The following is a 16,492-nucleotide window of genomic DNA, read 5'->3' as shown; positions in this document are numbered from 1 at the left end:
TGACGATTTGTATATTCCAATTAAGGATCGAAAATATTGGCTAGAAATAGAAGGGGAAGGTATACCTGTGTTATTATTTCATGGCTTCACAGGTACTACCAACACCTGGAGTGAGATCGTTCCCTATTTAAACGAGTCGCATAAGGTTATTCGAATGGATTTACCGGGTCATGGGAAAACAGTTACAAATGGTGTAATTTCTATGCTGCAATTTTGTGATGACCTTGCTATAATTTTGGAAAAATTAAAACTAGAAAAAACGCACCTATTAGGATATTCGCTAGGCGGAAGAACAGCTTTAAGCTTTGCTTGTGTATATCCGGAAAAGGTTTTAAGCTTAGTAATAGAGAGTGGCACTGCTGGATTAAAGGAAGAACAGGATCGAAAATTAAGACAAGAAGCGGATCTAGCTTCTGCTAAAGAGATTTTGGATGATGGTATTCCTGCTTTTATTAATAAATGGGAAAGGTTACCTTTATTTGAAACGCAGGCACAACTACCAAACGACATTCAGAAAAAAATAAAAGAAGAACGTTTATCTCAAACATCAACTGGTTTGAGCTTATCTTTAACCGGTATGGGAACCGGATTCATGCCTAATTGGTGGACGCACTTAGAAAAGCTGCCAATTCCGACTCTGATTCTTGTTGGAGACTTAGATTTGAAGTTTGTTAAGATTGGAAAAGAGATGCATAAGCTTTTTCCAAATAGTGAATTTCAGATAATTTCCGACAGTGGGCATGCAATTCATGTGGAACAACCTAAAATTTTTGGTACAATAGTAAGTGAATTTATTTCAAAGCAAGAAATATAGGAGGATTTGATAAAATGGAATGGGTAAATGAGCGTAATTACGAAGATATTTTATATGAAACATATAATGGAATAGCTAAAATAACAATTAATCGCCCTGAGGTTCGAAATGCATTTCGTCCGTTGACTGTAAATGAATTAATTGATGCATTTTCTTATGCACGTGATGATTCAAGTATTGGTGTGATTGTACTAGCAGGTGCTGGCGATGATGCGTTTTGTTCTGGAGGAGATCAAAAAGTTCGCGGACACGGTGGTTATGTTGGGGACGATCAGGTTCCTCGTCTAAATGTGCTAGACTTACAACGCTTGATTCGTGTTACTCCTAAACCAGTTGTTGCAATGGTATCTGGTTATGCTATTGGTGGTGGACATGTGTTACATGTTGTCTGTGATCTAACTATTGCAGCAGATAATGCTATTTTTGGACAAACCGGACCAAAGGTAGGAAGCTTTGATGCCGGATATGGTGCCGGTTTATTAGCACGAATCGTTGGACAAAAAAAGGCGAGAGAAATTTGGTTCTTATGTCGTCAATATAATGCGCAAGAAGCTTTGGATATGGGACTTGTAAATACAGTTGTTCCACTTGAAAAATTGGAAGAAGAGACGTTGCAATGGTGCGAAGAAATGCTAGAGAAGTCTCCAACTGCGCTGCGTTTTCTTAAAGCATCACTCAATGCAGATACAGATGGCTTAGCTGGTTTACAGCAAATGGGTGGCGATGCGACATTATTATACTACACCACAGATGAAGCAAAAGAAGGGCGAGACGCGTTTAAAGAAAAAAGAAAGCCTGACTTTAAAAAATTCCCTCGTTTTCCTTAATAAAGCTTGATGTGAATGACCAATGCTGTTGCATTGGTCATTCAATTTTCTATGGATCGGAGCTGGATGATATGAAAGAGATGCTTCATTGGTTGGATAAAAGAGTACAATTGACACCAGAAAGCCTTGCAGTAGAAACCGTTTCTGGAGAAGTAATTACATATAGAGAATTGAGAGAAAAAGCGCAAGACTTTGCTGGGAAAATAAAGGTTCATTACAGCAAAAAGTTAACAGGTCAAGTTGCTATTTTAGCGGAGAATTCTCTCGATATGGTCGTGGCTATTTTAGGATGCACCTATTTAGATTGCCCACTAGTTTTGTTAAACACAAAATTATCTAAAAAAGAATGGCAATATCAGGTGGAGGATGCAGATGTATCGCTTGTTATATGTGATTCTATATACGAAGAAGCTGTTGCTGAAGTGACTTCTGATAAGGTTGCTGTTGTTTGTACTTCTGAAATAGAAAAACTCTCTGTTGTAAAAACTCAGTTCAAAACTCATATAGAATTAAGTGATGTGGCAACGTTAATGTATACGTCTGGAACAACTGGAAAGGCAAAGGCAGTTGAGCAAAGCTTTGAAAATCATTGGTGGAGTGCTATTTCTTCTGCTTTAAATTTAGGAATCGACACCAAGGATAAATGGTTGGTTTCCTTGCCGTTATACCATATTAGCGGACTTTCGAGCCTTTTTAAGAGCCTTATTTACGGTATGCCGATCTTGTTGATGGAAAAATTTGATGCCACTTTTGTCCATAACGCAATTATGACAAAAGAGGTTTCGATTATCTCTGTTGTTTCGCTTACGTGTAAACGATTATTAGAAGAGCTTGGAGATGATAATTATCCTTCTACTTTTCGGTGTATGCTTTTAGGTGGAGGTCCTGCTCCATTATCTTTACTGGAAGAAGCAAAGGAAAAACAGGTACCTATCTTTCAAACTTATGGAATGACGGAAACCTGTTCTCAGATTTCAACGTTAGCACCAACTGATGCGATGGATAAAATTGGTTCAGCCGGGAAACCGTTATTTCCAGCTGAATTAGAAATTAGAGGAAAAGATGGAGTGCTAGAGCCGTTAACTGTTGGAGAAATTGTAGTGAAAGGACCAATGGTTGCTTTAGGGTATCATAATAATAGTATAGCAACGAAGGAAAGCTTTAGGTCTAATTGGTTATATACTGGCGACCTTGGTTATGTAGACAATGATGGCTTTTTATATGTGGTCGACCGCAGAAAAGACCTTATCGTGTCTGGTGGGGAAAATGTTTATCCTGCAGAAATCGAAAATATTCTTTTGACACATCCCTTGATTAAAGAGGCAGGGGTAACGGGTGTTCCAGATGAAAAATGGGGAAGTGTACCAGTAGCCTTTGTGGTTAGTAGCCAAGCTATCAATAAGAAGGAGCTTGAAAAATTCTGTAAAGAAAAACTTGCTACTTTTAAAACACCAAAGGATTTTTGTTTTGTGGAGGCATTGCCCAGAAATGCTACCAACAAACTAGTAAGGCATCGCCTTCAGGAACTGTATCTAGAGAGGTAGACATCCTTTATCACCAATTCTGATCATGTCATGTTCTTTTTTCGCTTAATCAGAGAGTATTTTGGTGATAGAGGATGTTAATCTATAGCTAATTATTAAAGGCAAACTCTTCATTGACTAAGGTGCTCATTATAGAAAAAAAGCCATTATGCATAGTGACCACCAATTTTTTTGCTGCGATCACGTGTAATTCCAGCATCCAAATAACTAGAAGCACGTAATATCGAAGTAGATCCATACGTGTCCCGGATCTGATCCATGACATACCCGATATCTTTGTTTTTGGGTTTATCATCGAAAAGGTCTAGCTGTGTTTCGATATCCTCTGATAAGTTAGTTAAGGTAACAAAAACTCTACGTACCTTCGTGACCCTGTCATAAAATTCATGAAATAATTGTAAGCATACTCTATACACTTCCATGGTAATGTTGGTTGGTAAATAGACCGATCGAGAACGACTAAACCCCCCACCGACCTCTTGTTGGTAACCAATTCCTAGCTGAATGGTTCTTCCTGCTTGGCCACTAGTTCTGGCACGTCGACACACTTCTTCACACAATTCAAGAAGACAAACCATCACTTCTTCTGCTGTATAATTTCTGAGTAATGTAATGCCGTGACCAAAACCTTTTTGCTCTTCCCGTATGAAATTTCCATAGACAGGGCTGAGATCGACGCCCCATGCATGCCAATATAACTGTTCCCCCATTACACCGAATCTTTTTTTTAGCCGATCAAAAGGAAAGTTTGCTAATTGACCCAAAGTTACAATTCCCATGCGATTTAGGTTACGCATCATTCGTGAGCCAATGCCCCATATTTCTTCAATTGGCGTAGGCCAAAGTAATTCTTCTACATCTTCATAGCGACATTCAGCAATACCAGTTTTTTTTGCATATAAATCCATCACTACCTTTGCTAAAAATTTATTATCACCAATCCCAATTGCACAGGTTAATCCCATCGTTTCTAAAAGTTCTTGTTGAATCATTTTAGCAATATCCTGATAATTTCCATATAATTTTTCTAAACCATTCACGGTGACCCATAATTCATCAACAGAATAAGGATGAATAGCATCCATTGGAACATATTGATTTAATAGCTTGGTGATTTCAATGGATACATGCACATAATCTCCCATCTTGGCTTCCACTATATGCAGATCGGGATCAGAGGGAAGCTCAAAATATCGACTAACATTTTTCACGCCATGCTTTTTCTTAAGAGCAGGTGAGGCCGCTAGGATAATACTGCCAGAGCGATTTTCATCACCAACAACTGCTAGTAAAGTTGTCATTGGATCCAATCCGAGCTTTACGCACTCTACGCTAGCATAAAAGGACCGCATATCGATACATAGCACATTGTTACGAGGGAATGATGTATAGTCCATTTAATTTTTCCTCCAAAATAAGAACGTTAGTTCGGTAAAAGTATAACACGAAAGATAAAATTTTAGTATGGTAATTATTGTAGATAAATAGCTACTTTTCATTAGTTGTATATGGTTGGCGCATATAAGGATACGATTTTAAATAAAAACGAAAGTTGTTTCTCATATTTCTAATGGAAAAAGGTTTAGATAATTAAAAAACATAATTTGAATGACACTTAAATACGCTATACAATAAAAATTAGTCGAATTATTGTTCAAAATAAAGGGGAGATATTTTTGGGAATTGCGAATAAATCCTTATTTATAATTGGTTTAATTTTGCTTGCTATCGTTGCTATTTTGGAATTCGCGTTTCAGGTTAGTTCAGGATATATATTTGTATTAGCGATAATTGGTGGGCTTTCAATCGGAGTGAGCATTAATAAAAAATAGAGTTTCCTTAACCAAGACCACCTCATAGGTTATGATATATGGTTCAAAGAGTTGATTTTATAAGTTTAGTAACGAATTTAAAATTTAATTATGCTGCTGTAGTGGATGCAAATTGAAATTATGAGGATGAAATTTTAATTGATAAAGATTATCAAATTCATTGACAGAGAAGAGTAAAACAAATAAACTAAATAGTAGAGAAAACCTTAAAAAGTGGGAAAGTGTCAAGCGGAATAAAAGGGAGAGGTTTTACATGGAAACACTAGTAGCTAAGGATTTAACTTTGGGATATGGTGAAGAAGTCATCATTGACGATTTAAATATAACAGTCCCTAAAGGGGAAATTACGGTTTTTATTGGTGGTAATGGCTGTGGTAAATCAACACTATTACGTTCTTTGGCACGTCTTTTAAAGCCTAAGGATGGTGGCATTGTTTTAAATGGTGAAAATATTGCTAAAATGCCAACTAAAGACGTAGCAAAGCAATTATCTATCTTGCCACAAAGTCCGATAAGCCCAGAAGGATTAACAGTGGAAGATCTAGTGAAACAAGGAAGACACCCATATAAAACCTTATTTAAAAAATGGTCATTAGAAGATGAGAAAGCAGTGCAAGAGGCATTAACATCTACCAACATGAATGATTTAAAAGAACGTACGGTAGACTCATTATCTGGTGGTCAAAGACAACGAGCTTGGATTGCGATGACACTTGCTCAAGAAACAGATACTATTCTGTTAGATGAACCAACTACTTATTTAGATATGACTCATCAAATTGATATTTTGGATTTATTGTTTGAATTAAATGAGCGGAAAAAAAGTACCATTGTTATGGTATTACATGATTTAAACCTAGCTTGTCGTTATGCACACCATATTGTAGCGATTAAAGATAAAAAGATCTATGCACAAGGAAAACCAGAAGAAATAATTAGCTGTAACCTCGTTCATGATGTGTTTCAGATGAAATGTGACGTGACGTATGATCCGATGTTTGGAACACCAATGTGTATTCCACACGGGCGTGGACGGTGTTTAATAAAGCAAGCAGTCGCAGAGTCATATCAAGGTCGAGTTCGTGCACAATAAAATAGTCAAATTCCAAAACACATGCGTTTATGCGCATGTGTTTTTTGTCATTTATAAAGGTATAAATTTTTCAAAAAAACGTAAAGTAAGCATGAGGAGCTGAATAAAAATGAAAGTAGAAAAACAAAAATATTATGTGAATGTAGGAACGCAAGAAATCTCCCAGGTGCCCTATGGAAATAATGATGATTTCACAATTTATGCAGATGAAGCGGAAGTATATCTTTTGAGAAAAGTATTTAATGGTATGCATGATGCAGACCAAAGCTCTTTTTGGAGAACCCACATTCCTTTCAAGCCTTATCATAACGATTCTGAAAATGATGCCTATGATGCAGGGATAGTGGATGCCTATCGTATGCTGTATCAATTAGGTGATGATTCGACTAGAAATAATATAAAAGAATTAGGAATTATTTTAGAAGATAAAGAATAATCTTTTAAATAATGTAACTTTTTTAAAGTGAAATCGTCTATATAGTAAAGAATAATAAAAAAGAATAGTAAAGAAGATTTTCCATAAAAAAAGGTTTGAAAACTTTTCAGAACAGGAATAGTTAATCATAGGACAAATAGGGGGAATTAAAAATGAAAAAGACTATCATGAGTATACTAATGACAACAGTCCTTGTTGCAATGACTGTAGGTGTAATTAGTCAACCTTTAATTGATGACGCACACGCAGTATCGAAAGTAAGTGTCCATGCTGAAAAAGCAGTAGACGTGAAAGAGAAAGCAAATGACGACATTGAATTATTAGCGGAAGAAAAAACAGAATTGACACATGAAGAAATCGTGTCATTAACAGACCAATTCATGGATCATTTAGTACAAGACACGAATGAGTCATATAAAGTAACGCAATATAAAACGAAAGACGAACTTATTCAATCATTTTCTGACATAGCAACGCAAAACGCTGTACAGCCATACATTGATTTTTATTATGAGGAAAAAGAAGATGGTTTATATATTATACCAACCTCTACACCACCTTGGTTTATTAATGACCAAGAGTATGAAATAATAGAGGTAGATGAAGAAACGAAGAAGGTTGTCCAATCCAATCAAAGTGAGATGTATGGAGATTATCAGATAAGCATCGAGTTTATATATGAAGATGGATGGAAAATCTCAAAGGTTCTTCATAAATAAGGTTGAAGGTAGCGAATTAAATGGAAACATTTTATGATTATTACAATAATAAAGTGGAATTGTCTTTTGAATACCATCCCTTTGATTCTGCGCCAAAGCATGTTTGGATCATTTGTCGTTATAAAAACCAGTGGCTCTTAACTAAACATAGGGATCGTGGTTTAGAATTTCCAGGCGGCAAGGTTGAACGGGGTGAAGACCCGGTACAAGCAGCGAAAAGAGAAATTCTAGAAGAAACGGGTGGAATTGTTGAAGAAATCCAATATATAGGACAATACTATGTTTGTGGGAAAGCTGATCAATTAGCAAAAAATATTTATTTTGCTCAGATAAGTAAGCTTCCTTCCCAATCTACATACTATGAAACGGAAGGTCCTGTTTTATTGGATGAACTTCCTGATAATATAAAGACAAACCCTTCCTTTAGTTTTATGATGAAAGATAATGTTTTACCAATTAGTTTAGCGTATATAAAAAGAGAAAAAATGTAACGCACATCTATAGGTGTGCGTTTTGTTATGTGGAAAACTTGATATTTCAACTTCTAATAAGAGGAAAAAATAATTGACATTACTAGGGCATTTGGTTACGATAAAATTTAAGTGAAAAAGAGACAGCATAGTATTTTAGCCTATTTTATCGTATGTGTCATGCTATATTATTTAGGTATGAATGTAAATTGGGCATTGCAATATTTTTAGGAAGATGTCCGAAAAAATTTGTGTGAAACAAAGCATCCATTATAAAAAGTACAAGGAACCAAAACGTCTTAACCCGTCATAGTATAGCTGGTATGCGTTTTGAAGGAGGAACTATTTTTATGACAACTAATCGCCGTTTATTTACATCCGAATCTGTTACGGAAGGACATCCGGATAAAATTTGTGATCAAATTTCTGATGCAATATTGGATGAAATTATAAAAAAAGACCCGAATGCCAGGGTTGCGTGTGAAACAACTGTAACTACTGGTCTTGTTTTAGTTTCTGGTGAAATTACAACATCGACCTATGTAGATATTCCGAAAATAGTTAGAAGAACCATCAAAGAAATTGGTTATACGCGTGCGAAATATGGCTTTGACGCGGATACGTGTGCAGTTTTAACTGCTATTGATGAGCAATCAGCAGATATTGCTGGAGGCGTTGATAGAGCTTTAGAAGCTCGCGAAGGAAAAATGACTGATGATGAAATTGAAGCAATAGGCGCAGGAGACCAAGGCTTAATGTTTGGTTATGCGATCAATGAAACAGAAGAACTAATGCCATTACCAATAAGCTTGGCACATAAGCTTGCCAAACGTTTATCTGATGTTCGAAAAGATAAAACTTTAGCTTATTTGCGCCCAGATGCAAAAACACAGGTTACAGTTGAATATGATGAAAATAATAAACCAGCTAGAATTGATACAATTGTTATTTCTACACAACATCATCAAGATACTACTTTAGAACAAATTCAAAAGGACTTGATGGAAGAAGTTATAAAACCAATTGTACCTGCTAATTTACTAGATGAAAAAACAAAATACTTTATTAATCCAACTGGCCGCTTTGTTATCGGTGGACCTCAAGGAGATGCTGGGTTAACTGGTAGAAAGATTATAGTAGATACGTATGGTGGTTATGCTCGCCATGGTGGTGGAGCATTTAGCGGGAAAGACGCAACAAAAGTAGATAGATCTGCAGCATATGCTGCCCGCTATGTAGCTAAAAATATTGTAGCAGCTGGATTAGCAGAAGCGTGTGAGGTTCAATTTGCTTATGCAATTGGCGTAGCGCAACCAGTATCTATCGCTATTAATACATTTGGTACAGGAAAAGTTTCTGAAGAGAAATTAGTAGAAGCGGTTCGTGCGTTATTTGATCTACGTCCAGCAGGAATTATTAAAATGTTAGACTTAAGACGTCCAATATACCGTAAAACTGCAGCATATGGTCATTTTGGTCGAACAGATGAAGAATTCTCGTGGGAAGCGATAGATAAAGTAGAAGCTTTAAAAGAATATGTAAACAAATAAAATAATCAGCAAAAAAGCATTCATGTAATAAGCATGGATGCTTTTTTATGCCTTTTTATGATGAAGGATTTTCACACATATGCTAAAAATTAGTCTTTTCTTTTCTATTTAGTTAAAAATAAATCCACTTTAAATAATCGCCATACATAATTACTGTTATTTCGCACATTGTAAATATTAGAAAACAATTTATTTTTGTAACATTCGTGATTTGAATACGTCTATTTATTTGATCATATAATATATCAAAAAAGTGGGGGTACAATATGTGTGGATTTATAGGTCTACTAAATGAAGAAGGACAGGCCAAGCAATATAATAGAAAGGTGCAAGAAGGAAACCATATAATTTATCATCGTGGTCCAGATGACGAAGGTTATTATGATGATGCCTATGTCTCATTTGGGTTTAGCAGGTTAAGTATTATTGATTTGGACAGTGGTCATCAGCCGTTTAGTTATGGTAATGAACGTTATTGGTTGATGTTTAACGGTGAAATTTATAACTATATCGAACTAAGAAAAATGCTAATAGAGAAAGGTTATATATTCTTTACAGACTCCGATACAGAAGTAGTGATTGCGATGTTTAAAGAATATGGCGTAGAAGCATTCAAACAATTACGTGGAATGTTCGCTATTATCATCTGGGACAAAGAAGAGAAGCTGCTTTATGGAGCAAGAGATCCATTTGGAATCAAACCTTTTTATTATGCAGAAAGGGAAAATAACTTATACTTTTCTTCAGAGAAAAAAAGTTTAGGATTTTTAAGTGATGAAAAAGTTGATCATAGAGCGCTTCAACATTATTTAAGTTTTCAATATGTCCCAGAACCCTACACAATGTCGGAGGATATTTTTAGATTAGAACCTGGCACTTTTTTTCAAAAAAAAGTCGGGGAAAAAATCCAAATATCAACATACTGGAAAGCCTCTTTTCAACCAGGTAATAGCGACTCTCTTTCCTTAACAAAAGAAATAAGAGATACATTAGATGCGTCCGTGCAAAAACATATGCGAAGTGATGTACCAGTTGGTTCATTTTTATCAGGAGGCATTGATTCCTCTTTTATTGTTGCCTTAGCCAAAAGATATAATCCGAATATAAAAACATTTTCTGTCGGCTTTTCCCATGAAGGATATTCAGAAGTTGATTTGGCAAAAGAGACAGCTGATAAACTAGGGGTGGAAAACTATTCTACCATTATTTCAGCCGAACAGTTTGTAGAAGCGTTACCAGAAGTGATGTGGCATATGGATGATCCTCTAGCAGATCCTGCGTGCATCCCGTTATATTTTGTGGCTAAGGAAGCAAAAAAACAAGTGAAGGTAGTTTTATCAGGTGAGGGAGCGGATGAATTATTTGGAGGCTATAATATTTATCGTGAACCTGAATCTTTAAAAATGTTCAACTATCTTCCAGAAAAACTGAATGGATTAATAGGTCAACTTGCAAAAATTTTGCCAGAAGGAGTAAAGGGGAAAAGTTTTCTAGAAAGAGGTACAACCCCACTTTCTAATCGTTATATCGGAAATGCAAAAATGTTTGCAGAGAAAGAAAAAGAAAGCTTCTTTTCTAGATATAGTTCCGGCACAAAATATCAAGATATTACGGATCCTTTTTATGAACAAGCAAAAGCGCAACATCCGGTAAATCAAATGCAATATATTGATCTTCAAACATGGTTGCGAGGTGATATTTTATTGAAAGCAGATAAAATGACCATGGCACATTCGTTGGAATTGCGTGTTCCGTTTTTAGATGTAGATGTTTTTAATGTAGCTAACCGTATTCCAGTTGATTTAAAAATAGCAAACGGAACAACCAAATATCTATTAAGAAGTGCAGCAAAGGGAATTGTACCAGAAGCCGTTTTAAATCGAAAAAAACTTGGTTTTCCAGTTCCAATCAGACTCTGGCTAAAAAATGAACTTTATTCTTGGGCGGTAAATTTAATTCATGAGAGTGATACGAGCGATATACTTAACAAAACGTTTATTTTAAAGCTTTTAGAAGAACATAGAATTGGCAAAAATGATTACAGTAGAAAGATATGGACGGTATTAATGTTTATGTTATGGCACCAAATTTTTATAGAGCATAAATACGATCATACGAATTTCAATAAAGTTACTAAATCAGAATTGAATGTTATTCCTGAAATTTCATAAAATATAGCAAAAAGAAGGCTTTATCCGCTTAAAGATAAAGCCTTCTTTTTCTAAAATAAATTTATAAAATTTCGCTTAGAAATAATTCGATGGGACAAGCCACCATAGTTAACTGAGAACTGAATGTTCTTCGTAAAAAGCGTTATTCTAGCGTATAATTTTGAGGGCTAAGGAAAGAATAATAGAAAAACTATTTTGCTGCCTTTTTATAATATTGTCCTTTTTCGACGTAGGACTCATTAATACGTTTCATTTCTTCGATATCTTTTTCAGTTAATTCACGGATGACTTTCGCAGGACTCCCAAAAGCGAGTGTGTTTGGTGGAATCTTTTTTCCGGGTGGTACAAGACTTCCAGCCCCAACAAAAGCACCTTCACCAATTTCAGCACCATCTAATATAATCGAACCCATTCCAATTAAAGCATTTTTTCTAATGATAGAAGAGTGCAAAGTAACTTGATGCCCAACCGTAACATTATCTTCTACAATTACTGGTAAATCGGGGCTTTGATGAATGAGACATAAATCTTGGATGTTTGCATTATTTCCTATAATGACTGGAGAAACATCTCCACGAATCACAGTTTTAAACCATATACTCGCGTAACTCCCAACCTTAACATCACCTGTCAAAACTACATCGTCTGCGATGAAGGCTGTGGTATCTACCTGTGGTGTTTTACCAAGATATTCATAAAACATTTACATCTACCTCCTGTACTGAATTATTTATTATGATATCATAAGTAAGGATAATGGTAGAATTAAAAAAGGCTTGTTTACATATTAGTTATTTATATACCGAAGGAGGAGCCCCTCACTTTATGATACCTACTACAGCACCAGTATTAATGAACTTTGTTTATCGAAAAGCATTCCCTGAAGTGAACAAGGAATTAGCATATTGGAGACAAAAAGCAAATGACATACCAAATAAAGAATTACGCACGCAAGCGATAGCTAGTATGGATGATAAAAAATTCCACTGCCAAGGAGGTAGTGTTTATGCAATTTTATCACGAAAAAAATGGAAAGAAGCGGTTCGTTTTATTGTGGCTTACCAAACCATTAGTGATTATTTAGATAATCTCTGTGATAGAAGCACTTCTTTAGATCCGGCCGATTTTAGGTTATTACATCAATCAATGGCAGATGCTTTAAATGAGGATGCCCCATTAAAAGATTATTATGCGCTTAGAGAAGACCAAAATGATGGAGGGTATCTGCATAAATTGGTAAAAACATGCCAAGAAGTTCTTAGAAATATAGAACAGGTTGAGTTGATTAAGCCTCACCTTCTTCAACTGGAAAATTTATATAGTGACTTACAGGTTCATAAGCATGTTGCTCATGAAGAACGTATTGATCGTTTAGAAAACTGGTTTAAGAACCACAAGGAAAGCTTTCCCGAATTAAATTGGCAGGAATTTTCTGCTTCTAGCGGATCAACTTTAGGAGTCTTTTGTATGGTTTCCTATGCACTTGGAGGTAAGATGACGGAAGAATTAGCAGGCAATATTTTTAAAAGTTATTTTCCCTACATGCAAGGACTACACATATTATTAGATTACTACATTGATCAGCAAGAAGATTTACTAGAAGGAGATTTGAATTTTTGCAGTTATTATAAAGATGAAACGGAATTACAGGAACGATTATTATATTTTATTAAACAAACAAATCACAATGTGCAAAAACTCCCTAATAAGATTTTTCATGAAATGATACATCACGGACTAGTAGGTTTATACTTAGCTGATCCTAAGGTTAGTAAATTGAAGAACGGAAAAATGATGGCCAAGCGACTTATAAAAGCAAGTGGAAGAAAGTCGAAGTTTTTTCATTTAAATGTTTTAGTTTATAATCGTTTAGCAGGGAGATAGGCTGTTTTTTTAAAATAGCGTGTGTAATTGAACTCAAAATTACTGAATCTTTATTAAATTATTCAATATAAAGTAATCAGAATGTTTCGTCATTATCAGATGACAAACCTTGACAAATGCATGTTGTTTATTTAAAATACGGTTACAATAATGGAACGACGATGACAAGGAAAAGTAGTAAAGCTTGCAGGTTTAGAGAGGTGACGGTTGGTGAGAGTCACTCCTGTAGTTTATGAACTCGCCTTTGATGTTGCAAAAGTGAAAAAATAGTAGCTTTTGTCGTTATCCGCGTTAAGGATAGGAAAGTGAGTGTGCAAACACTAAGATTGGGTGGTACCGCGGGAATCTCTCTCGTCCCTTTAGGGGATAGGGGAGTTTTTTTTATGTGATAGAACAAATGTTTGTATTGATTTAGATAATGGTTACATAGTTTCTAGAGGAGGAAATTTAGATGTCGTTTAATCATCGAAAAATAGAAGAAAAGTGGCGGAATTATTGGATTGATGAAAAAACTTTTGCTACTAAAATTGATTCTGAAAAACAAAAATTTTATGCATTAGATATGTTTCCTTATCCATCAGGATCCGGTCTTCATGTCGGACACCCTGAAGGTTATACGGCTACCGATATTCTTTCAAGAATGAAGAGAATGCAAGGATATGAAGTGTTACATCCGATTGGATGGGATGCGTTTGGTTTACCTGCTGAACAGTATGCGTTAGATACAGGAAATGACCCGGCAGTATTTACGGAGCAAAATATAAATACGTTCAGGCGCCAAATTCAATCACTTGGTTTTTCTTATGATTGGGACAGAGAAGTAAATACGACAGATCCAGGTTATTATAAATGGACACAGTGGATCTTTATCAAATTGTATGAAAAAGGATTAGCCTATGTAGATGAAGTTCCTGTTAATTGGTGTCCGGAGTTAGGAACAGTTTTAGCAAATGAAGAAGTTATTGATGGGAAAAGTGAAAGAGGCGGACATCCTGTTGTTAGAAAACCAATGAAACAATGGATGCTAAAAATAACAGCTTATGCCGATCGGTTATTAGATGATCTTGAAGATTTAGATTGGCCTGAGAGTATAAAAGATATGCAGCGAAACTGGATCGGTCGCTCTGAAGGTGCAGAAGTAGAATTTACTATTGATGGTCATGAGGATAATTTTAAAGTTTTTACAACGAGGCCAGATACTTTATTTGGTGCAACATATGCCGTTTTAGCCCCAGAGCACCCATTAGTAGAAAAAATAACTAAGGATGAACAAAAGGATTCTGTTCAAGCTTATCTTGATAAAGTGCAATCAAAAAGTGATTTAGAAAGAACTGATCTAGCTAAAGAAAAAACGGGCGTGTTTACAGGTGCTTATGCTGTTAATCCAATTAATGGTGAAAAACTACCAATCTGGATTGCAGATTACGTATTAATGACCTATGGTTCAGGTGCGATTATGGCTGTTCCAGCACACGATGAGCGAGATTATGAATTTGCCAAGCAATTCAATTTAGAGATCCTTCCTGTATTAGAGGGCGGAGATATTGAAAATGAAGCTTTTACAGGTGATGGAAAACATATTAATTCTGGATTCCTTAACGGACTAAACAAAGAAGATGGAATTGAAAAAGCGCTTGAGTGGTTAGAGGAAAACAATAAAGGTACAAGAAAAACAACGTACCGTTTAAGAGATTGGTTATTTAGTCGTCAACGATACTGGGGTGAGCCAATTCCTGTTATTCACTGGGAAGATGGAACACAGACAACAGTTAAGGAAGAAGAATTGCCAATTGTATTACCAAAAACAACAGAAATAAAACCATCAGGAACTGGTGAATCACCACTTGCTAATATTCATGATTGGGTGAATGTTACTGATCCAACAACTGGTCTGAAAGGAAAACGCGAAACAAATACTATGCCACAATGGGCTGGTAGCTGCTGGTATTTCTTGCGTTATATTGATCCTAACAATACAAATGAGCTTGCATCAAAAGAAGCATTAAACAAATGGCTACCAGTGGATGTTTATATCGGTGGGGCAGAACATGCTGTACTACATTTACTTTATGCTCGTTTTTGGCATAAGTTTTTGTATGACATTGGAGTAGTACCTACCAAAGAGCCATTCCAAAAACTATTTAATCAAGGAATGATCCTTGGTGAAAATAATGAGAAGATGAGTAAATCAAAAGGAAACGTTGTGAACCCGGATGAAATTGTGGAAAGTCATGGAGCAGACACTTTACGTTTATATGAAATGTTTATGGGACCATTAGATGCCTCGGTAGCTTGGTCTACAAATGGGTTAGACGGTGCTCGTCGTTTCTTAGATCGCATCTGGAGATTATTTGTGACTGATGAAAATATGCTTAGTGAAAAAATCCAAGAAGGTAATGATAATGATGACCTTGTTAGAATTTATCATGAGACAATCAAAAAAGTCACACAGAACTTTGAAGATCTAAGATTTAACACGGGAATTTCTCAGATGATGGTATTTATTAATGAAGCATATAAAACAGACTATGTACCAAAAAGTTATGCAGAGGGATTTGTGAAGGTATTAGCACCAATAGCTCCGCATTTAGCTGAAGAGCTATGGAGTATATTAGGACATGACGAGACAATTTCATATCAACCATGGCCAGCCTTTGATGAGAAGAAATTAGAAGTGAATGAAGTGGAAGTGGTCATTCAAATCTTAGGCAAGGTTCGTGCTAAAATGATGGTAGATAAAGAAGCTACTAAAGAAGAAATAGAAGAAAAAGCATTAAATGTTGACGCGATAAAAGAGAGATTAGAAGGCAAGACAGTCCGCAAAGTTATTGTTGTTCCAGGTAAGTTAGTAAATATTGTTGCGAATTAGCCTATAAAGATAGAAGTAGATGTATTTTAATCTACTTCTTTTTTTGTATAAAAATGTTGACTTTTTGTAAAAATACATGTATAGTAATCTTTACTGTCTCTTAACAATTTCATTTACAAAAAGTAATTTTAATTTATTGACGTAGTCGTTTAAATTGTGTTATAATTTTTACGTCGCGAGACAGCACTATTGATCTTTGAAAACTGAACAGAACAACCAGTATGTCAAGTAAGAAATTAAGCTAGTTAAGTTTAGAGCAATCGAGCTCACATATTATGGAGAG

Annotated in this window: 14 protein-coding genes and 1 other annotated feature; of the genes, 12 read left to right on the top strand and 2 right to left on the bottom strand. The window is 35.5% G+C overall.

The window, feature by feature from the left end:
• The first annotated feature begins 7 nt into the window (after positions 1 to 7).
• The 3 genes from menH (at position 8) to DFR57_RS10265 (ending at position 3,185) form a co-directional block, all read left to right on the top strand.
• Positions 8 to 814 (top strand): 2-succinyl-6-hydroxy-2,4-cyclohexadiene-1-carboxylate synthase, encoded by an 807-nt coding sequence (menH, locus tag DFR57_RS10275; RefSeq protein ID WP_245937441.1) that lies wholly within the window; start codon positions 8 to 10, stop codon positions 812 to 814.
• Between the two features lie 14 nt (positions 815 to 828).
• Positions 829 to 1,641, top strand: a complete 813-nt coding sequence (gene menB / locus DFR57_RS10270) for a 1,4-dihydroxy-2-naphthoyl-CoA synthase (protein ID WP_114353072.1) — start codon at positions 829 to 831, stop codon at positions 1,639 to 1,641.
• 71 nt (positions 1,642 to 1,712) lie between these two features.
• Positions 1,713 to 3,185, top strand: a complete 1,473-nt coding sequence (locus tag DFR57_RS10265; protein ID WP_114353071.1) for an o-succinylbenzoate--CoA ligase — start codon at positions 1,713 to 1,715, stop codon at positions 3,183 to 3,185.
• 146 nt (positions 3,186 to 3,331) lie between these two features.
• On the opposite strand, the gene DFR57_RS10260 is transcribed toward DFR57_RS10265, so the two are convergent.
• Positions 3,332 to 4,582, bottom strand: coding sequence for a DNA polymerase IV (locus DFR57_RS10260; RefSeq protein ID WP_114353070.1), 1,251 nt, complete (start codon positions 4,580 to 4,582; stop codon positions 3,332 to 3,334).
• A 279-nt stretch (positions 4,583 to 4,861) separates the two neighbouring features.
• Here DFR57_RS10260 and DFR57_RS18265 point away from each other — a divergent pair, with 279 nt between their 5' ends.
• The 7 genes from DFR57_RS18265 to asnB all read left to right on the top strand — a co-directional run bounded on the left by DFR57_RS18265 (position 4,862) and on the right by asnB (position 11,456).
• On the top strand, positions 4,862 to 5,017 hold the full coding sequence (locus tag DFR57_RS18265; RefSeq protein ID WP_170132964.1) for a hypothetical protein: 156 nt from the start codon (positions 4,862 to 4,864) through the stop codon (positions 5,015 to 5,017).
• A gap of 253 nt (positions 5,018 to 5,270) precedes the next feature.
• The gene (locus DFR57_RS10255; RefSeq protein ID WP_114353069.1) at positions 5,271 to 6,110 is read left to right on the top strand and encodes an ABC transporter ATP-binding protein; all 840 of its coding nucleotides are present in this window, start codon (positions 5,271 to 5,273) and stop codon (positions 6,108 to 6,110) included.
• Between the two features lie 109 nt (positions 6,111 to 6,219).
• A complete protein-coding gene (locus DFR57_RS10250) occupies positions 6,220 to 6,546 on the top strand; it encodes a hydrolase (protein WP_114353068.1) in 327 nt (108 codons plus the stop codon).
• A 152-nt stretch (positions 6,547 to 6,698) separates the two neighbouring features.
• Positions 6,699 to 7,265 (top strand): hypothetical protein, encoded by a 567-nt coding sequence (locus tag DFR57_RS10245; protein ID WP_114353067.1) that lies wholly within the window; start codon positions 6,699 to 6,701, stop codon positions 7,263 to 7,265.
• A 20-nt stretch (positions 7,266 to 7,285) separates the two neighbouring features.
• Entirely contained in the window at positions 7,286 to 7,756 is a 471-nt protein-coding gene (ytkD, locus tag DFR57_RS10240) for an RNA deprotection pyrophosphohydrolase (protein WP_114353066.1), read from the top strand.
• A 329-nt stretch (positions 7,757 to 8,085) separates the two neighbouring features.
• Complete coding sequence (metK, locus tag DFR57_RS10235) at positions 8,086 to 9,285, top strand: methionine adenosyltransferase (RefSeq protein WP_114353065.1); 1,200 nt, start codon at positions 8,086 to 8,088, stop codon at positions 9,283 to 9,285.
• Positions 9,286 to 9,551: 266 nt separating this feature from the next.
• Positions 9,552 to 11,456, top strand: a complete 1,905-nt coding sequence (asnB, locus tag DFR57_RS10230) for an asparagine synthase (glutamine-hydrolyzing) (RefSeq protein ID WP_114353064.1) — start codon at positions 9,552 to 9,554, stop codon at positions 11,454 to 11,456.
• 190 nt (positions 11,457 to 11,646) lie between these two features.
• Here the strand turns inward: asnB and DFR57_RS10225 are convergent, their stop codons facing one another.
• Entirely contained in the window at positions 11,647 to 12,159 is a 513-nt protein-coding gene (locus tag DFR57_RS10225; RefSeq protein WP_114353063.1) for a gamma carbonic anhydrase, read from the bottom strand.
• A 122-nt stretch (positions 12,160 to 12,281) separates the two neighbouring features.
• Between DFR57_RS10225 and DFR57_RS10220 the strand changes: the two genes are divergently transcribed.
• Together DFR57_RS10220 and leuS are read left to right on the top strand one after the other, a co-directional pair.
• Positions 12,282 to 13,340, top strand: coding sequence for a tetraprenyl-beta-curcumene synthase family protein (locus DFR57_RS10220; RefSeq protein WP_114353062.1), 1,059 nt, complete (start codon positions 12,282 to 12,284; stop codon positions 13,338 to 13,340).
• 152 nt (positions 13,341 to 13,492) lie between these two features.
• Positions 13,493 to 13,702 (top strand) — a binding site (T-box leader).
• 89 nt (positions 13,703 to 13,791) lie between these two features.
• Positions 13,792 to 16,209, top strand: coding sequence for a leucine--tRNA ligase (gene leuS, locus DFR57_RS10215; protein WP_114353061.1), 2,418 nt, complete (start codon positions 13,792 to 13,794; stop codon positions 16,207 to 16,209).
• The last annotated feature ends 283 nt before the right edge of the window (positions 16,210 to 16,492 follow it).

This window comes from Saliterribacillus persicus, from assembly GCF_003337485.1.
GTDB lineage: Bacteria > Bacillota > Bacilli > Bacillales > Amphibacillaceae > Saliterribacillus > Saliterribacillus persicus.
This window is presented reverse-complemented; position numbering and strand designations above follow the sequence as displayed.